Origin of the sequence: Leptospira selangorensis (assembly GCF_004769405.1) — a bacterium.
Classification (GTDB): domain Bacteria; phylum Spirochaetota; class Leptospiria; order Leptospirales; family Leptospiraceae; genus Leptospira_B; species Leptospira_B selangorensis.
On the sequence record NZ_RQES01000005.1, the window covers coordinates 788579 to 807297 of the forward strand.

Consider the following 18719-nt stretch of genomic DNA (forward strand, 5'->3'; position numbering starts at 1 on the left):
CTTCGCGTGAAATTCCTACTGCCTCTCTAAAAGAGCAATTCCGTTTGTTATCTTTTCCTTCTTCGTCTTGGTTTTTATCCAGCCTGAAACGGTATATAATGTTTTTATAAATTTCTCTTTTCCTAAATTTTTTGGACGAGGGAAGCTTGCCTCTACCTCAGGTTCTAATTCTAACTCCAATTTGGAATTTTGATCTTTTAGGATTTTCTTCTTTCCTTGGTTTGTCCAGACCGGTTCACCTAAGTTCAGTACTTCTCCATTGGTCCAAATTAGGATCTCATCTTCCAGATAAAGATGGACTTTCTTCTTTGCAGAAATATTCAGATAGATCCGATTTTCTAAAGGGTAAGCTTCGGAGCTATATCCCTTAAAAACCGTATAAGACAAAAGTCCATTTTCTAAGGAAACGGATAGATCATTCCAGGAAAGTTGTCCTTCTACCCTTAAGTCGGGAGAATGGTTCTTAAAAATCCAATCCTTGCCGGAAGGTGAAATTTGAGTGAACCACGTCTTATTTTTTTCTCCGGTGTAGGTGAGAGCGTCCAATTGGAAGTTCAGATTTTTTTCCCAAATCGCAGAATGTGTATAACCTTGGCGGATATTATCATCCAATCTGAAATTAAATCTTTTATCCGATTTGGTAAAACTCCAATAACCGTTCTTAAAACTTCCTTGGTGGATAAAAGAAGAAGTTCCATTCTCTATAAGAGAGACCTCTTGCAGATTCCCGGTCTCTCTATTCCAGAGCAAAAGATTTGCCCCCGATTTGAATTTGGTCGAGTAGATCCTAAGTTCTAAAAAGATTTTTTCTCCCAAAATATCTACGAGCACTGAGTCTACGGATCTAAATTTGGAAAAAAATCCTGCATTGTATTCTTTGGAATTATCGATTTGCACAGGACCGAAATATTTTCCAAACAAAGGTTCTAGTGTGGAAGGATGAAGAATGGAGCCTAAATGTTCTTTCATGAGATATTCATCTAATGGCGATTAGTCGCCTTTTTTTCCTGAACAAAAACCCGTTTGGGACGGGGCTTTGTAACAAAAGAAAACAAATAATTTGCCATAATGTAGAAAAAGAATAAGAAAAAAAGGGGAATTTTCCAAGCTTTCGTCTTCATTCCTAAGGCCGTTTCAGGGAAATATGCTTGTGTGTATACTTCAACCGGATTCTAGTAGTGAAGGAATCTGCATGCTCGCCGAATACGAGTCTCAACAAATTCTATCTCTGGGAGAAGGTTATTATACCCCTCATTACCAGCCGATCTTAGACGTCGGTAATCGTAATATTATAGGTTACGAGGTTTTGGGCAGAGTATTTTCTCCCGAATCAAATCAATATCATTCTCTAGGTTATCATTTTCATAATCCGGATACGGATACCGTCCGTTTAGTTCATATTGACCGTATCATTCGTGAAAAAGCGATCAAACATGTAAAGGAAACAGGTCTTAAGACTAAAATTTTCCTGAACATGATGCCGAACTTTCTCTCCATGGTCTACACGGGAGAAGTGTTGGATATCAAACGTCTTCATATTCTTCATCTTATAGACAAATACGATATTAACCCTAACGATCTAGTTTTAGAGATCACGGAAGATAAGTTCGAAGGGAATATTGAAAAACTTTTATATATAGTAAGCCTTTTTAGAGAAAGAGGGATCAAGATCGCAGTGGATGATCTTGGGGTCGGTTTTTCCAATTTGGAAAGGATCGGTTATATCCATCCGGATATTATGAAAGTGGACATAAAAATTATGAGAGAGAGTTTGAATAGACGCTCTTTCAAAAATGTACTCTCTGCAATTTCTGAAATGTCCCAAAGGCTCGGTTCTCAACTTCTATTCGAAGGTGTAGAAAACGAAGAAGAATTATATCTTGCTCTATCCATGGGTGCGAATCTTCTGCAAGGTTTTTATTTCTCTCGTCCTGCATTGGATTTTCAGGACAAAAAACGTTTTAATAAAACTCTAAAAACTTCTCTCGAAAAATTTTCAGGACTTAGGTTCTTGGAAATTCTGGAAAATCTCAGAAAAGAACAATCCTTCTTGGATCAGTTCGTGGATTTATTCAAAGATCTGGAAACTTCTTCCGAAGAAAAGATGACGGATGCATTGAATGGAATTCTGGATAGACTTCCTTTGGAGACAACTTCCGTTTTAGTCACTGATATGCACGGTTATCAGGTGACTCCTACTTTCAAAAGAGAAGCTTACGATCTTCCTTGGACAAGATTGCTGACCGAAGTAGGGAATAACTATGCTTGGAAACCTTTCTTTATCCGTCATAAGGCAGAAACCTACCATTCCAGCAGAGTTTCCGGGTTTACTGAACCTTTCCATGATATAGAAACCAAACGTCAATATGTCTTATTCACCCTGAATCTGGGAGAGAATCACGTTCTCATTCTCCGCCTGGACTGGGAATCCTACTGAAGTCCCGGCTTCCAAACATCTTTCCTATTGATCTCCGCCTCAGGCATAAAAACATAGTCCTAGGCAGGGGTCCTATACGTGGCGGAACTACTCAAAATTTTAAATCTTCGCGCCGGAGTGGAAACCGAATCCGGTGAAGTTCAGGAAATCCTGAAAGGAGTCGACCTCACTATCAACGAGGGAGAAGTCCATGCCATCATGGGTCCTAACGGATCCGGAAAAAGTACCTTATCAAATGTCATTATGGGTCACCCTAAATATAAGGTGATCTCAGGGGATATACTTTTCAGGGGAGAATCCCTTCTTGAAAAACCTACGGACGAAAGAGCAAGAGCCGGCATCTTTCTTTGCTTCCAATATCCGACCAGTATCCCCGGTGTAACGATCGGAAATTTTTTACGTACCATCTTAAAATCGGTCCGAGGCAAGGATCTGCCCGTAAAAGAATTCCGAAAAGAGCTAAAAGAAGCCACTGCTTTATTAGAAGTTCCTGATACTTGGATCGGAAGATACGTGAATGACGGTTTTTCCGGTGGAGAGAAAAAAAGGAACGAGATCCTTCAAATGACTCTTCTCAAACCTAAACTTTCAGTTCTAGACGAAACTGATTCCGGTTTGGATATAGACGCACTTAGAATTATTAGCGAAGGTATCACTAAAAACAAATCCGCGGAAAGATCCATTCTTCTGATCACACATTATCAAAGAATGTTGAATTACGTGACTCCTGATTTTGTTCACGTGTTTGCACAAGGTAAGATCTTGAAAACCGGCGGAAGGGAACTCGCTCTTGAGTTGGAAGAAAAAGGATATGATTGGATCCTAAACGGAGCGAATTAAAGGGATGCTTTTGGCGGAATCAATTTCGGAATATATCAAGGAGAAGAAGGAGCCATCCATTCTTACCGAATTCCGTACTAACGCCGAGAAACTTCTGAACTCCGCGATATTTCCGGATTCTTCCTTAGAATCTTGGAGAAAGATCAGTCTTTCTAATTTTAAAATTTCAGAATATACAAAAGTTTGTCCTGACTCTTCCGTAACTGTTTCTGGAAACGCAAAGGTTACTAGATTACAAGATCTTCCCCCTGAAAAACTTTCAGAAGTCCTGAAAAAAGTCGAACCGGCGGTTTCATTCTATTCTAAAGAATGGTTCCCACTTTTTGTATTTTCCAGATTCACTCATGCATATTACGTGCAACTTGGTTCTGATCCTTCTTCTTATCCCGAGATCAAGATAGAATGTAAAGATGGGAATATCATTCTCCCACTTCTGATCGTGGATGCTTTTCCGGGAGCAAAATCCAATTTTCTAGAAAGATGGGAATCTCCCGATCAGAAAGATTTGGTATTAATGAGTGGAGTTACTATTCTTCTTACTCCTCCTAATGGGGATTTTCAATATTCTAGTTTGGAAAATTTGGGAGATTCAACTTTTCATTTCAGAGCGACCTACGGAATACAAGAGAAGGATTCCAAATTCCATGCGAGCCTTGCTTCTTGGGGCGGATACAAAGGCAAAACATTCTATGATACGAATGTTGTCGGAAAAGGATGTTGGACACGTTATGTGGGACTTTCTCCTTTAAAGGCCAGGGAATTCCAAGACACTGAAGTCCGAATTCTTCATTCAGAAAGTCATGCCCAAAGTTCTATTTTGTATCGTACGGTTGTAAGAGAAAAGGCCCATCATGTTTTTACGGGTAATCTTCATATTCCTTCTCATTGCAAAGATGTGGGTGCGATCCAGATCAATAATAACCTTCTACTAGACAGGACTGCAAGAGCGGAATCCATTCCTAAGTTAGAAGTATTCGCTGACAGTGTTAAATGTGAACACGGAGCCACGGTCGGAGAAATAGACGAAGAGCAATTATTCTATTTAGCTTCCAGGGGTATCTCTGAAGAAGAAGCCCGCAAAATGATCGTAGAAGGATTTTTAAACGAAGTAGTTCGAGAGTTTCCGTCCGAAACTGTTCGCGAAGAATTATCCTCTATGATAGAATCTAGGATGTTGGGCGAGTAATGGGTGAATTTCAGAAACTAGCTAAACTTTCCGATTTGAAAGAAGGCGAGGTATTCGTTGCAGAAACCCGTTACCATAGGGTAGGGTTGACTAGACTGGGGGACGAAGTTTGTGCATTCGCAGATCTTTGTACCCATGACGGTGAGGATATTTCGACGGGAGATTTGGAAGGGGACGTAATCGTTTGTCCAAGACATTCCGCAAAGTTTAATATCCGTACCGGAAAGGTACTTTGTATGCCTGCAGTGGAAGATTTGCCAGTCTATAAGACTAGAATCGTGGGTGACGAAGTCGAAGTAGAGTTGGAGGATTGACATGGGGAACCGAGGAGAGCAAAAGTTTTGAGTTTTGATCTCGAAAAGATACGCAGAGATTTTCCGATTCTATCTACACAGATGAACGGCAAGCCCTTGGTGTTTCTGGACAGTGCTGCCAGTTCTCAAAAGCCTAAGTCTGTTATAGATACTATCCGTAAATATTATGAAGCGGAGAATGCAAACATTCACCGTGGAGTGTATTATCTTTCCCAAAAGGCCACTGAAAAATATGAGATGGCTCGTATCAGAACATCCAGATTTATCGGAGCTGCCTGCGCCAAGGTAGTCATATTTACTCGCAATACCACTGAATCCATCAACCTAGTCGCTCAATCTTGGGGACGCACTAATATCCATGAAGGTGATGAGATCGTTCTCACAGAATTAGAACACCATTCTAATTTGGTTCCTTGGCAGATGTTAGCCCAGGAAAAACAAGCAGTCTTAAAATTTATTCCTCTTAACCAAGATTCCACTTTGGATCTTAGTAATTTGGATGAGATCATCACTGAAAGAGTAAAGTTAGTCGCTCTTGCTCAGATGTCCAATGTCACCGGCACAATTCACGATCTTTCCGCTATTATCCGTAGAGCAAGGGAAGTCGGAGCGAAAGTGTTGATAGACGGAGCCCAAGGCATCTGCCATCTTCCGACAAACGTTCAGAAAGAAGATTTTGATTTTTATGCATTCTCCGCTCATAAGATGCTCGGGCCTACTGGTGTGGGAATTCTCTACGCTAAGGAAGAGATCTTAGACACAATGCCTCCTTGGATGGGAGGAGGGGATATGATCTCCAAGGTTTGGAAGGATAAATCCACTTATGCGGATCTTCCTGCAAGATTAGAAGCGGGAACTCCTAATATTTCCGGAGTTATCGGATTTGGAGCAGCTTTAGAATATCTTGAATCTGTTGGAATGCAAGAGATCAGAAATCATGAGTTGGAACTCCTACAATATGCTTTAGATCGATTGGAAGACTTCGGCGGTTTAGAACTGTACGGAACAAACGATCTAAACAAAAGAGGTGGAGTGATCTCCTTCAATTTCCCTGGAGTACACCCTCATGATGTAGGTTCCATTCTGGACGAAGAGGGAATTGCTATCCGTGTGGGGCATCATTGCGCTCAACCGTTTATGGACTTCAAAGGAATCGCAGGCACCTGCCGTGCTTCTTTCTATCTTTATAATACCAAAGAAGACGTAGATTCTCTTTTGGTAGGTCTAAAGAAAGTGAAGGAGATTTTCGGCCGTGTCCTTAAGCGATAGTCTTTACCAAGAAGTACTACTCGATCATTACCAAAATCCGAGACATCATGGAAAGATGGAACACTCCGATCTTCATCAAGAAGGAGTGAATCCTCTCTGTGGTGACGAAGTAGAATTATTCCTGAAACTGAACGGAGATATAATCTCTGAGATCAGTTTTGTGGGGAAGGGCTGCTCTATTTCTCAAGCATCCGCTTCTATGCTCACAGATTGTCTTTACGGTAAAACTATCTCGGAAGCAAAATTATTGATCCAAGAATTTAAAGGAATGCTTTTAGAAGATAAGGTCCCGAATTTTCCGGAAGAATATGAAGATCTAGAATCCATGGAAGCGGTAAAGAAGATTCCGGCGCGTATTAAATGTGCAACGCTTGCCTGGAACACTTTAGAAAAGGCGATCGGGAAGTAGTAAATTTGGCCAAAAGGACTTGACAGAGGTGGCCCCGGTAGCTACAATTTTGGTATGAGAGCAGTAGGGATCAAAGATCTTAAAAATAATCTGAGCAGTTTTCTGGATTTTGTAAGAGGTGGGGAAACTGTTCTCATTTTGGATAGAAATCAGCCTATTGCAGAGATCAAAAAAGTAGATCCAAAATCTGATCGCACACAACTCTATCTCAAAGAAGCAGCTAACGCGAACTCTATCATCCCTGCAAAAGCTCCAAAAGGAATCAATATTCCGAAATCCATTCTATTAAACGCTGAAGTCAAAACCAGAGTCTCTACAGCTTGGAGGGAGGCTTACCAAGCAGACAGGGATTAAATGGTCTTATATATAGATACGAGTCTTCTATTAAATATTCTTTATGCAGAAGTCGGATATGAAGACCATTTAGATTATTTCAACAGATCGGATCTCAAGTTCGGTTCTATCCTGCTTGAGATAGAAAGTTTCAGAAGTTTACATTTTACTTATTCTAAAGAAGCCAAACATTTACCTAAAAATTGGTTCAAAGATGCAGAAGGGTTCCTGGGCGAATTTATTTCTCAAATCAATTTAAAAAATCTGGATGATGATATTCGAACGGAGATCAAGAAGAATAAAGAAGTTCTGGAACTTAAATCCTTGGATGCAGCTCATTTGGCCACTGCATTACATATCAGAAAGTCCATTTCGGACGAATTGATCCTATGTTCTATGGATGAAAAATTTAGATCGGTGGCTAAAAAGTTGGGTTTTAAATTATATCCCAAAAAATAAAAAAATTTTCAGATCGCAAGAACTATCAAGCAAGAGTAAAAGATAAAGTTTAGGATACTGGAAACAGTACCAAGGACTGTAATGGATTTCGTTCAAAAGGCTCTCTGGTTTATCGAAGGTCATTCTAAAGAAAATATTTCTCTAGAAGATGTAGCAAAGAATGCAGGGGTTTCTCCCTTTCATCTAACACGAACCTTCTCTCTGACTATGGGAGTTTCTTTGATGAGATATCTAAGAGGACGACGTCTGAGCGAGGCTGCAAAGATATTGGCGGAAAAAGGATCCAATATTTTAGATCTTGCTTTGGATATTGGTTACGGATCTCACGAAGCATTTACTAGAGCTTTTAGAGATCAGTTTTCGATCACTCCTGAACAACTCAAGTCCCAGGGTCATCTTGGTAATGTGAACTTAGTGGAGGCTATCACCTTGAACGCAGAACCAATTCCTAAAATCGATCCACCCAGATTCGAAACTATCCCGCCTAGACTTTTTGCGGGCACTGTACAACATTACGATTGTCAAATGCCGGCAGGAATTCCAAATCAATGGCAAAGTTTCGGAGTATATTTGGGAAATATTCCTTCTCAGGTCGGAGACGCTGCTTACGGAGTTTGTTATAATTTCGATGCAGAAGGTAACTTCGATTATATGTGCGGAGTAGAAGTTTCAAATTCTTCCGGGTTACCTAAAGAGTTCCAGGTATTAAAAATCCCTGCTCAGAAGTATGCCGTGTTTACTCATAAGGGTCATATTGCCGGGATCAGAGCTACATTTGCTGCAGCAGGCAAATGGTTTCCTGATTCCGGAGTAAAACCTTTCGAAGGTGCAAACTTAGAAAGGTATGGTAAAGAATTCAATCCAGTCACAGGAATGGGTGGATTAGAAATTTGGATCCCCGTAGAGGATTAAATTTTCCGAAAGGTCTTGCGGAGTCGACACGCAGGGCTTAAATAGTGTTTTCGGATGAAAGAAGTATTTTTTACTTTTTTAAAATTAGGTCTGATCTCTTTCGGCGGCCCTACTGCGCATTTAGCTTATTTCTATCAAGAATTCGTAATTCGCAAAAAATGGATCTCGGAAGAAGTTTATAAGGAATTATTGGCGGTTTGCCAATTTCTTCCTGGTCCTGCGAGCAGCCAATTGGGGATCTGTATTGGAACTCTTCGTTCTGGTTGGAAAGCAGGATGTATTGCTTGGTTCGGATTTACACTTCCTTCCATTCTATTGATGGTCGGTTTTGGAATTTTATTAAAATCGAATATAGTTCCGGATCTAAAATGGGTACACGGTTTAAAATTGGTAGCTGCTGCAGTTGTGGCTCATGCGATCTTGACCATGTGGAAAAATTCCAAAGACCATACATATAAGATCTATATGGTCATCGGCTCCGCACTGATTACCTTAGTATTTTCAGGTGCATTTACCCAATTGATCGTGATTTTGATAGGGGCCGGGATCGGATTTTTTCTATTTAAAGAAGAAACTGATCTTCCTTATGTTTCAGTTTCCTTCTCCGTTCCGAAAAAGATCGCATTCTGGTCTTTAGGTTTTTTCTTCCTTCTTCTTTTTTTATTACCCTTATTAAAATCATTCTCCGGTTTGCTGTCCTTTGCGATCTCTGATTCATTTTATAGATCAGGTGCTTTGGTTTTTGGAGGAGGGCATGTGGTCCTTCCTTTATTGGAGAACGAAGTAGTAAGACAAGGTTGGCTCGGAAAAGAAGAATTTTTAGCAGGGTATGGGGCAGCTCAAGCGATGCCTGGTCCTTTGTTTACATTTGCTTCTTACCTAGGTTATATGATCTCAGGTTACGGTGGAGCTATTCTTTCTACTGCTTTCGTATTTCTTCCTTCTTTTCTTTTGGTGTTTGGATTTTTTCCTCTTTGGGAAAAAATAAGAAATTATCCGAAGATGAGGACCGTGATAGATGCGATCCAGTTTTGTGCATTAGGAATTTTATTGTCCGCATTCTGTACCCCTGTATTCACTTCTTCCGTTTACTCCGCTTATGATCTTTTTATATTCTGCTCGTTGTTCTCTTTGATGGTTTTCTTAAAGGTCCCGAACTGGTTGATCTTGATCATTGGTTTAATTTCTCCATTCTTAAATCCGTTCTGAAGGAAAATAAAAGAGTTCTTAAAATTCTTTACACAGAGTCGTTGTTTAGATAGACTAATAGTTAGATGCAATTATTAGAACAACCAACTCAAGAGATCGAAAAAAGGGTCTATGCTGAGATCCATAGGGTAGAAGATCCAGAGATAGGTATCTCCGTGGCGGAGTTAGGTCTGATCTATAAGATCCAGGTAGAAGGTGATAAAGCCAAAATAGAAATGACTTATACTTCTATGGCTTGTCCTGCCGGCCCTCAAATGAAAAAGGATATCGAAGATAACGCTCTTAGAGTGGAAGGTATCAACTCAGTGGATGTTGAGGTAGTTTGGACTCCTAAATGGGACCCAAGAGCAATGGCTTCCGAAGAAGCTAAAATGGATCTTGGGATTTTCGATTACTAAGAACGGTTACTAATTATCCTACCGTCTTCCATATAAAGGGCACTAGTCCCGAAATATTCCAGATCCTTGGGGTCATGTGAGATCAGAAGAATTGGCATTCTGATCTTATGCCTTAAACTTTTTAATTCTTCTCTCATCTTTTGTCTTAGATCCGTATGAAGTGCCGCAAACGGTTCATCTAAAAGTAAAATTTTAGGATCTCTTGCAAGTGCTCTTGCGATCGCCACTCTTTGTTTTTGCCCACCTGAAAGATGTTTAGGATAACTTTCGGAAGTTTCTTCTATCTCGAATAAATTCATCAGATAAGAAACTGTTTCCTTGTCTTTTTTTTTCGTGGTTTGAAAGATTTTGTTTAATCCGAATTCTATATTCTTTCTGACAGTTAGATGAGGAAACAGTCCATAACTTTGGGGAACATAGCCTAGATTTCTTTTTTGGGGCGGGATATATTTTTTGGAAGAAGAATCAAAATAGACAGCGTCTGCAAAAGATATATGCCCGGAATCAGGCTTTAAAAGACCGGCTAATGCTCGTAAGGTGAGACTTTTTCCTGCTCCGGAAGGACCGTATAATACCTGAAATTCTCCCGAAAATTCAAACTGGACATCCAATTCGAATTTTCGATTTCCGTCGGAGAGTTTTTTTCGGATGTCTACCGTTAAAGACATTAAGGAAGTATAAACTTATATTTTATAAATGTTTCTTTTGCTTCTGGAGATTTTTTTAAGAATTCCAAGAAAGATTTTGCTTCTTCTGAATTTTTGGTCCCGGTTACTAAAATTCCCGGGTATAAGATCGGTTTGTGTCCACTTAATGTAAGTGCTATCTTAACTTTGGATTCTGCGATTGCTGCATCTGTGATGTATACAAATCCAACTTCTACTTCTTCTCTTCCTACATAGTCTAAAACTTGCCTTACGTTTTCTGCCGGGATAAATTTTTCTTTTAAGGAAATGTTTAAGTTATTCTTGGTAAGAACTTCTTCCGCATATTTCCCTGCCGGAACAGAACTTGGATTTCCAATCGCGATTCTTTTGATCTCGGGCAATTGTAGATCTTCCAATTTTTTGATCTTGAGTTCGCTTGCCTTGGGTTGGATTAGAACTAAAGTATTTTTGAGTAAGATCGTTTTTGTAGAGGATTCTAAAACTTCCGCTTTAATCCCTTTATCTACTATGTCCTGATCTGCTGAGATAAAAACATCTACCGGAGCACCTTTTTCTATTTGTTGGTATAAACTTCCGGAAGATCCGAAATTGAATACTGCCTTGATCCCTGTTTTTTGTTTGAATGTGGTTCCGAGTTCTTTCAAAACATCGGTCAAGCTGGATGCTGCAGAGATTGTGATCTCTTTTTCCTTCTCTTGTGTGTAAGAAGGGGATTGGATGAGTAGAAGTAAAACAGGGAGTAAAATATATAATCTTTTGATCATTCGTTTAATAATTCCTTACCAATGAGATTTTTTAAGTAAGATCCCGGAAACTGTCAATACCAATACACAAGTAATGGATGCTACGAATACAAGAACCAAAGAAAATTCGTCTTTTCCGGATTGAACAGAATCATAAATTGCAAGCGCAATGGTTTGTGTTTTTTCAGGAATATTTCCTGCGATCATTAATGTGGCGCCAAATTCTCCCATTCCTCTTGCGTAAGCCATCATGGAACCTGCTAAAATTCCTCTCCAGGAAAGTGGAAGTATCACGGTTAAAAAAGTTTCCCATTTAGATTTTCCTAGGGTGAGGGCGATCTCTTCATATTCAGGATCTAGATCTTCAAAAGTTGCTTTTGCGGATCTATAAACTAAGGGGAAGGAAACAATTGTAGAAGCTAAAACTGCTCCATGCAAATTGAATAATATAGAATAATGGAATTGTTCTATAAGAAAATGCCCGAGCAGTCCTTTTTTACCGAATATTACCAATAGATAATACCCGAGAACAGTAGGGGGAAGAACCATTGGCAGAGTTAGAATTGCATCTGCAAATGCCCTTCCGAAAAATCTAAGTTTGGACATCCAGTATGCGAAAAATATCCCGAGTAAAGCAGCGAAGAATGTAGAAAAAAATGTTACCTTTAATGTGAGAAATAAAGGATATCTGATGGAGTCCCAATCAAAAGTATCCATCAGATCAACTTAAAGTTTAGAATTCCATAATGTTAGGGAAGAAGCCGTTGTGAATGCCCATAAAGAACAGAATGCATAAAAGTTAAAATTATAATAATAGTCCTGGTCCCTTATAAAACTTACAAAGAATACATCCGGCAATAAGATCCCAAGGAGTAATAGTGTCCCTGAAAATCCTTGGAGGATAACGATTGTTTTGCCCACCCACTCACTTCTCCAGAAACCGCCGAAAAAAAACGTTAAAAAACAAGGGATGATGAAAAATATATTGGCTGCGGTTCTTACATTCACTTCTTCCAAACCGTTACGATTAGGTTCTATTCCGAAAAAGCTACCCAGTTTGGAAATCAGATCCTGCCCCGATTCTACACCTAAATTGATGGAGTAATTGATCCAACTTCCTAAGCTGAAAAATAACTGCAGCAATGCTAAAACGAAGATTAACTTTTCTTTTCCACTTTTTTCGGAATAGAATTCTATAAATCTTCCTAAAAGTTGGGAAAGAAATCTTTTCCATCCGTTTAAAACTACGGATGTGGCAGGCAACGCGAGACTTAGATCTCTAAGAAGGTTTTTGATCATCCTAAAGAAACCGTCATTTCCACTTCTACCGGAGCTCCTAATGGAAGAGCAGAATTTCCCACTGCAAAGCGTGCATGACGTCCTGCTTCTCCAAAAATACTTAAGAGTAGATTGGATGCATGATTCGCGACCAGATGTTGTTCCGTAAAATCAGGGTTGGAAGCCACAAATACTCCGATTTTTACGATACTCTTTATTTTATCCAAATCTCCGATCACTCCTGCGATCGCTGCGAGTCCGTTCAACGCAGCTTGTTCTGTGGCAGCCTTTACATCATCTATAGAAAGTCCGGCCCCAAGGGTTCCAGTAAGCATAAGTTTGCCGTCTTTCAAGGGTAATTGGCCGGAAGTGAATACCAGATTTCCTGTTTGTATGGCAGGTATATAAGCTGCAATCGCCTTAGGCGCAGGTGGGAGTTCCAACCCAAGGGATTTGATTTTTTCGAGTATGCTCATTCTATGAGGGCTTCCTTTTCCCGTTTCTCTTCTATTCCTGGATGGTTTCTCGTTTTTTCAAGCACGTATTTCGTTCCAGGCCCGGGGATTTTCCTTTACGTATGGAAGACTTTATGACAAGCTTCTTGTAGGCAAGCATGTCCTCAATACTCGAATTGGAACCTCATCCAGAATATCCGGAAGCCTATATGGTATGCCGTCGCACGGGGGTCCATTTCTATAAATTGGCAAAGGAAAGGGATTACGAAGATTCCTACTTTCAGGAAGAATACAAGAATCAGTACAAAAAGACCTACTATGAGGACGAACCTCAGCTTAGAAATTTAGCCAAGGCACGTTTAGAAATGATGAGCGCATTCCAAGATCCGAAAGGTAAAACTCTTTTCGAAATAGGATCTGCCGCTGGCTTCTTCTTATCCGAAGCGGAGAAGAAAGGATACAAAGTTAAAGGTCTGGAACTTTCTTCCACAGAAGCGGAATACTCCAAAAACAAATTAGGTTTGGATGTTGTCTCCGGTTCGTTCTTGGATGATTCTATTTTTCCCAAAGAAACTTTCGATGCGGTCTGTGCGTTTTTTGTAATAGAACATTTTCCGAATGCGGAACTTGTTTTAGAAAGGATCAATAAATTGTTAAAGCCGGGTGGGCTATTATTCTTAGGTCTTCCTTCATTGAATGGACCTTCTTTTCAAACCAATCCTGAAGAATGGTTTCGTACTCATCCGTCGGACCATTTTTGGGATTACTCACCCGATTCTCTTAAAAAAATGTTGAAAATGTACGGTCTCGTCACGGTATATAGGAAACCAATGTCATACCACCCTAATAGAGATAAGGGATGGAAAGGCAAATACCTGACACATCGGCTCTTTGTTCGCTTCGCAAACCTCTCCTGCTACGCCGACACATTCCACTCAATCGCGATTAAAAAAATATGAAATTCGAAGAATTAAATCTAGAGCCTAACCTGCAAAAAGCAATCCAAGAAGCAGGATTTACCGAGCTCACTCCTATACAAGAAAAAGCAATCCCTCCCGGAATGGAAGGAAGGGATGTTACCGGTTTAGCACAAACAGGAACCGGAAAGACAGTGGCATTCTTGGTGCCTACAATTCACTCCATCTTGACGAGAGGAATACAAGGAGTCAGTACTTTGATCCTTGCTCCTACAAGAGAGTTAGTGATCCAAATTTCGGAAGAAGCCGAAAAGTTACTGAAACATACGGACTATAGAGTTGTGCCGATCATCGGTGGTACTGATTATAAAGTCCAGAACAGAGATCTAAACGGACTTAACGGTCTTATCGTTGCAACTCCAGGAAGATTGATAGACCTCGCAAGAAGCGGAAGCGCTGATCTAGAAAAGGTTGAGTTCTTCATTTTGGATGAAGCGGATCGTATGTTGGACATGGGTTTCATCTACGATATACGTTGGCTTCTTCATAAATGTAAGAATAGAAAGCAAACTTTACTTTTTTCTGCAACTCTCTCCGTCGAAGTTATGCGTCTTGCATATCGTTTTATGAACGAGCCGGTTGAGATACAGATCAACCCTGATAAACTCATCACTGAAAGAATTGATCAGAAGCTGGTTCATTTGGGAAGAGAGGAGAAATTACCATATATGGTGAACTCCATTCTCGCAGAAGAACTGGAAGGACAAGGAATTATATTCACAAATTTTAAAGCGAATATTCCTAAAATAGTTTATTCTCTTAGAAAGTACGGAATTCCGATCACTGGAATTTCTTCCGACCTAGATCAGAAAAAAAGACTTAGACTGATGAGGGATTTTAAATCCGGAAAGTTCAAGTTTATGGTGGCGACCGATGTTGCAAGCCGAGGTATCGACGTAGAGAATATCGAAGTAGTTTTCAATTTCGATCTTCCCCAGGACACTGAGAACTATGTGCATAGGATCGGAAGAACTGCAAGAGCAGGAAGAGTGGGTAAATCCATTAGCTTCTGCTCCGAATCCGATTATGTTGAATTGGAGAAGATAGAAAAATATCTGAAACAAAAGATAGACGTTCTACCGGTTCACGAAGAAGCACTTACATTCCCTTCCGGTGAGTTCCAAGTTTTTGTAGGTGGGGATGCATTTGATAATGCTCCTGTCGAAAGAAACGGGAACAGAAACCAAGGAAGAGGCGACAGAGGTCCTAAAAAACAAAGAGGCGATTTCCAACGTAACGGTAGCGGTGGGAATCAAAGAGGGGAAAAAACCTGGAACAAAGAATCTGGAGATCGCAAAAAAGATTTCAACAGAGATTCAAAACCAGGCGGCAAGCAGCAACACGGCGGTCATAAAAAAAGACCGGAAGCTGCTATCCAAGAAGCCCAAGAGTTTTTACAAAAAGCGGACAGCGTATTCGGTTCCAATGGTGCTCGTAAAGATAGAGGCCCGAAAAACCAGAACCAGAAGAAAGGAAAACAACGTTCCGATTTCCAAAAACAACATTCTCCAAATCATCAAAACCACGAGAATAAAAAACAAAAATCGAATTACGATAAGAGCAAACGTAACTTATTCGATATAAACGATTCTAAAAGATCTTCAGACAAGAAGAAGGGATCAATTTGGACAAGGATCAAATCCTTCTTTGGGGGTTAGGATTCTTTCTACTCTTTAGCGCGCCTGTTTTTGCCGAGTCCAGGATACAAACTATCGGCAAGAACGGATACGTTTCCTTCGAAGAGATCCATAAAAAGATCCCGGGTTTACAATCCAAATTCGAGTCTGCTACATTAGTAGGCTCGATTTCCCATGCCTCCGGTGAGATCCGATTTAGGATCGGAGCCTCCTTTTATGCAATCAATGGTAGTTTAGAAAAAACGAATTTACCAGTCGTCTATAAAGATAAGGATTTCTTACTGCCTCCCGATTTGGTAGAAGCGATCTTTGTTCGTTTATTACCTGGAGATGTAAGTTACGAATTTAAAGAAGACGAGCTTATATTCGATCTATTGCCTAAAGCGGAAAGATTAAAACTTTCCGCCATCATAGTGGATGCGGGACATGGAGGAAAAGATCCGGGGACTTCTTCCGATAAAGGGATGCAAGAAAAATTAGTCTCTCTCCAGGTAGCTCGCTTCCTGAAAAAATTCCTGAATAAGGTATATCCCGAAGTTCGGGTCATTCTGACCAGGTCCAATGATTCATTTATAGAATTAGAAAGAAGGTCGGAGATCGCAAATAAAGAGATCCAAAAAGGCGGATCCGTTTTATTCGTAAGTTTACATTGTAATGCTTCTATTTCTTCGGATGTGAACGGTTTCGAAGTGTATTATTTATCCCAGACCCCGAGCACGGAAACAGCAAGAGAAGTCTCATTATTCGAAAATGGGATTTCGGGCAAAAAAGCTGGGACCTCCTACGGGAAGATCCAGGCCGGGATGATGTCCTCCATGATCCAAAGAAGAAGCCGTCTTCTCGCCAGAAGTGTCGAATCCGAGATGAAAAAAAACCTTGGTCCAAAGATATTGTCTAGAGGAGTGAAGAAAGCGGACTTTTCCGTGCTAAGGGGAAGTTTGATGCCTGCCATTCTGGTCGAAATGGGTTACCTCACCCATAATAAAGAATCGGAGGTATTGGCTGATAAAACTCATCAAGTGAAATTGGCCAAAAGTATATTAGAAGGTATGAGAGCGTATGAACTTGCAAAAGATTAAGGAAATTTGGAATCGCTTCCTCACTCATTTGGATACCTTCTATACTTGGGTTTTCGAATTGGCGACCAGAGCCGCAGATTCCAAAGAATCCAAACGAATATTATTCTTAACTTATTCTTGGATCATCGTATTATTATTCCTAACCGGTTTCATTCTCGCAGGAAAAAATCCGTTAAAGTTACTCGTCCCATTTACATTATATGATCTGCCTAATCTCGATCCTAGAAAAGAAATCGTAATATACGGTTCCGATGGAGAAGGCCAGGTATTCCCGGTAAAAAGAAAAGTCCTCTTAACTGGAGAGGATTTCAGACATGATGTTTTGACATTAGTGGGAGAAGCTGGAGAATCCAGTTATTTCGATCCTACTGTTCCGAATGCTTCTGCTCAGTATAGAAATCTGAAAAAACTTCCTAACTTACAAGACTCGGTAATCTCTATTTGGAAAAGAGGAGATCTACTCATCTTGGATTTGAGAAAGTCCACATTGGAAAATTTACTTTCAGACATGAAGTTCCGTATCGACTATACTTACGCAAGTCAAATGACGGAAGAACAAAAGTCTGCAGAGATAGAGCGTAAAAAATTAGGCCTATTGTCTTCTGCATTTTTAGCTACTGAAAAAACCTTATTCGAAAATTATCCGGATCTGAATCGGATCGAATATAAGTTAGGTGGAGAAGTGGGAGATCTGCCCGGTTTAAGTTATTTGCTCTCTTCTATCCATACAAGATAGTCCTAAGATTTCTTCCGTATTAGCGGTTTTCTCTCTAAATTAACTGGACGAAAGGGTTGTTTTGGCCCTTTTCAAAGCCGATAGTATTAAGGATATGTCCGGGTCCAAACGTACAACCTTAGTCGTTTTTATTCTTTCGATCTCCGGGGTCATATTATCCGCAGCTCCGGATCTGCAAAATTCTCCAGATGTAACAAACATCAACGATTTCCGCACGGATCGTGTGGCATTTCATTATATACAATTGGTGGACAAAGAAGGTAAGGCTCTTCCTGAGAGAAATCTGAACAGAGATACTTCGGAAGCCACGTTACTCATCATTGATAGAGGACAACTTACTCTTTTAAAGGATGGATTCGATGATCCAGCCCAAGTGAAGGAGAAGGAAAAGGATTATTTAAATAAAATTTATAAATTTACCAGATTAAAAGATCTGGAACAGGAATATTATAAATTACCCGAATCGGAAAGAACCAAACCTTCTTCTAAAACAGAACCAAACCAGGCGGAAACAACTAAAACGAATGCTAGTCCGGGAGCTTCTGCAGAACCGGAAGAGAAGAATAAAGAGTTCGATCTTTTATTAAAATATGATGATGAACTTTTGAAATCTTATGCAGCGGAGAAGGCTGCCTACGCGGAATATTCCAGAACGGAACGTATTTACGGAAAAGATTCTCCTAAAACAAGTTCTCTTAGAGGAAGATTCGAAGAATTGAAATCCAAAACCCAAGAAAGGAAAAAATTCCTATTAGGTTTTTTGCATAGTACATCCGTAGATTCGAATCCTTATCCTGGTGATAGAAAAGAACAGATATTTTATACGAATCATTCTAATGGACTGCCGGATTTTTATCTTCATTCTACAACTCCAAGAGAAGTAGATGGCCTCATGAGGGGAGAAGAAGAAGTTGGGAAAAAATACGGACAACTTTTTAAAACCGCAGTGGACCGACTGATAGATTCTCAGATAGATAAATTGTATTATTATATTTGGAACCGAGATATGACAAATACTCGGATCAAAGTGGATCGTTTTTTAAAAGGGAAGAAGGTCACAGTAGTTACTGGAGACTCCACAGTTTACACTATGATAGACAAGGAAGGGGATGGGATTACCGAGTCCTTCTTCGTAGATTCACCTGGACTTAAATTTTCTTGGGGAAAAGAAGTCCCAAATATTATCTCTATCTCTAATTGTACAGATCAGGCTATCTTGGCTAAGATCAAAGCATTGGGAGATGATGTTTCTTCTGGAAGAATTCCTAAAAAAGTGGATAAACTGGATTTGGCAATTCCTGAAGAACAGATACTTCTGGAATTAAAACCATTATTAAAGAATTTATAGTCAGTCTTAAGGTAAGAAAGACCATCAATACA

Annotated in this window: 22 protein-coding genes; 16 read left to right on the top strand and 6 right to left on the bottom strand. The window is 39.9% G+C overall.

All coding sequences use genetic code 11. From position 1 onward, the window contains the following. Window positions 1–15: 15 nt before the first annotated feature. Complete coding sequence (locus EHO58_RS05285; protein WP_135679032.1) at window positions 16–969, bottom strand: DUF2804 domain-containing protein; 954 nt, start codon at window positions 967–969, stop codon at window positions 16–18. A 223-nt stretch (window positions 970–1192) separates the two neighbouring features. On the opposite strand from EHO58_RS05285, the gene EHO58_RS05290 reads away from it, so the two are divergent. The 11 genes from EHO58_RS05290 to EHO58_RS05340 all read left to right on the top strand — a co-directional run bounded on the left by EHO58_RS05290 (window position 1193) and on the right by EHO58_RS05340 (window position 9766). Continuing rightward, on the top strand, window positions 1193–2437 hold the full coding sequence (locus EHO58_RS05290; RefSeq protein WP_135625696.1) for an EAL domain-containing protein: 1245 nt from the start codon (window positions 1193–1195) through the stop codon (window positions 2435–2437). Between the two features lie 78 nt (window positions 2438–2515). Continuing rightward, window positions 2516–3277: a Fe-S cluster assembly ATPase SufC gene (gene sufC / locus EHO58_RS05295; protein WP_135625695.1), complete on the top strand. Its 762-nt coding sequence runs from the start codon at window positions 2516–2518 to the stop codon at window positions 3275–3277. Window positions 3278–3281: 4 nt separating this feature from the next. Continuing rightward, entirely contained in the window at window positions 3282–4463 is a 1182-nt protein-coding gene (locus tag EHO58_RS05300; protein ID WP_135679034.1) for a SufB/SufD family protein, read from the top strand. Continuing rightward, on the top strand, window positions 4463–4777 hold the full coding sequence (locus tag EHO58_RS05305) for a non-heme iron oxygenase ferredoxin subunit (protein WP_135625693.1): 315 nt from the start codon (window positions 4463–4465) through the stop codon (window positions 4775–4777). Before EHO58_RS05300 ends, EHO58_RS05305 begins: the two co-directional genes overlap by 1 nt. Window positions 4778–4804: 27 nt before the next feature. Further along, window positions 4805–6046: a cysteine desulfurase gene (locus EHO58_RS05310; protein WP_135679036.1), complete on the top strand. Its 1242-nt coding sequence runs from the start codon at window positions 4805–4807 to the stop codon at window positions 6044–6046. Beyond that, window positions 6030–6455: a Fe-S cluster assembly sulfur transfer protein SufU gene (sufU, locus tag EHO58_RS05315; RefSeq protein ID WP_135679038.1), complete on the top strand. Its 426-nt coding sequence runs from the start codon at window positions 6030–6032 to the stop codon at window positions 6453–6455. The genes EHO58_RS05310 and sufU overlap by 17 nt, the downstream gene beginning before the upstream one ends. A 54-nt stretch (window positions 6456–6509) precedes the next feature. Next, window positions 6510–6809, top strand: a complete 300-nt coding sequence (locus EHO58_RS05320; protein ID WP_135679040.1) for a type II toxin-antitoxin system Phd/YefM family antitoxin — start codon at window positions 6510–6512, stop codon at window positions 6807–6809. After that, window positions 6810–7247, top strand: coding sequence for a PIN domain-containing protein (locus EHO58_RS05325; protein ID WP_135679042.1), 438 nt, complete (start codon window positions 6810–6812; stop codon window positions 7245–7247). Between the two features lie 81 nt (window positions 7248–7328). Next, the gene (locus EHO58_RS05330; RefSeq protein ID WP_135679044.1) at window positions 7329–8159 is read left to right on the top strand and encodes an AraC family transcriptional regulator; all 831 of its coding nucleotides are present in this window, start codon (window positions 7329–7331) and stop codon (window positions 8157–8159) included. Between the two features lie 54 nt (window positions 8160–8213). Then, window positions 8214–9368, top strand: coding sequence for a chromate efflux transporter (chrA, locus tag EHO58_RS05335; RefSeq protein ID WP_135679046.1), 1155 nt, complete (start codon window positions 8214–8216; stop codon window positions 9366–9368). A gap of 65 nt (window positions 9369–9433) precedes the next feature. Continuing rightward, window positions 9434–9766: a metal-sulfur cluster assembly factor gene (locus tag EHO58_RS05340; protein ID WP_135650548.1), complete on the top strand. Its 333-nt coding sequence runs from the start codon at window positions 9434–9436 to the stop codon at window positions 9764–9766. Here EHO58_RS05340 and EHO58_RS05345 read toward each other — a convergent pair. The 5 genes from EHO58_RS05345 to EHO58_RS05365 are packed head-to-tail and all read right to left on the bottom strand — an operon-like array spanning window position 9763 to window position 12931. Further along, on the bottom strand, window positions 9763–10434 hold the full coding sequence (locus tag EHO58_RS05345) for an ATP-binding cassette domain-containing protein (protein ID WP_135679048.1): 672 nt from the start codon (window positions 10432–10434) through the stop codon (window positions 9763–9765). The genes EHO58_RS05340 and EHO58_RS05345 overlap by 4 nt on opposite strands. Next, window positions 10434–11198: a molybdate ABC transporter substrate-binding protein gene (gene modA, locus EHO58_RS05350; protein WP_135679050.1), complete on the bottom strand. Its 765-nt coding sequence runs from the start codon at window positions 11196–11198 to the stop codon at window positions 10434–10436. The genes EHO58_RS05345 and modA overlap by 1 nt, the downstream gene beginning before the upstream one ends. A gap of 15 nt (window positions 11199–11213) precedes the next feature. Continuing rightward, window positions 11214–11894 (bottom strand): molybdate ABC transporter permease subunit, encoded by a 681-nt coding sequence (gene modB / locus EHO58_RS05355; protein WP_135625684.1) that lies wholly within the window; start codon window positions 11892–11894, stop codon window positions 11214–11216. 9 nt (window positions 11895–11903) lie between these two features. After that, window positions 11904–12476, bottom strand: coding sequence for a hypothetical protein (locus EHO58_RS05360; protein WP_135625683.1), 573 nt, complete (start codon window positions 12474–12476; stop codon window positions 11904–11906). Further along, complete coding sequence (locus EHO58_RS05365; RefSeq protein ID WP_135625682.1) at window positions 12473–12931, bottom strand: RidA family protein; 459 nt, start codon at window positions 12929–12931, stop codon at window positions 12473–12475. Before EHO58_RS05365 ends, EHO58_RS05360 begins: the two co-directional genes overlap by 4 nt. A gap of 137 nt (window positions 12932–13068) precedes the next feature. On the opposite strand from EHO58_RS05365, the gene EHO58_RS05370 reads away from it, so the two are divergent. The 5 genes from EHO58_RS05370 to EHO58_RS05390 all read left to right on the top strand — a co-directional run bounded on the left by EHO58_RS05370 (window position 13069) and on the right by EHO58_RS05390 (window position 18687). After that, on the top strand, window positions 13069–13869 hold the full coding sequence (locus tag EHO58_RS05370; protein ID WP_135679052.1) for a class I SAM-dependent methyltransferase: 801 nt from the start codon (window positions 13069–13071) through the stop codon (window positions 13867–13869). Continuing rightward, window positions 13866–15545 (top strand): DEAD/DEAH box helicase, encoded by a 1680-nt coding sequence (locus EHO58_RS05375; protein ID WP_135679054.1) that lies wholly within the window; start codon window positions 13866–13868, stop codon window positions 15543–15545. The genes EHO58_RS05370 and EHO58_RS05375 overlap by 4 nt, the downstream gene beginning before the upstream one ends. Continuing rightward, window positions 15512–16603, top strand: a complete 1092-nt coding sequence (locus EHO58_RS05380; RefSeq protein ID WP_135625679.1) for an N-acetylmuramoyl-L-alanine amidase family protein — start codon at window positions 15512–15514, stop codon at window positions 16601–16603. The genes EHO58_RS05375 and EHO58_RS05380 overlap by 34 nt, the downstream gene beginning before the upstream one ends. After that, window positions 16584–17339: an LIC_10740 family protein gene (locus EHO58_RS05385; RefSeq protein ID WP_135679057.1), complete on the top strand. Its 756-nt coding sequence runs from the start codon at window positions 16584–16586 to the stop codon at window positions 17337–17339. The genes EHO58_RS05380 and EHO58_RS05385 overlap by 20 nt, the downstream gene beginning before the upstream one ends. Before the next feature lie 94 nt (window positions 17340–17433). Next, on the top strand, window positions 17434–18687 hold the full coding sequence (locus EHO58_RS05390; RefSeq protein WP_135679121.1) for a hypothetical protein: 1254 nt from the start codon (window positions 17434–17436) through the stop codon (window positions 18685–18687). Window positions 18688–18719 lie beyond the last annotated feature (32 nt).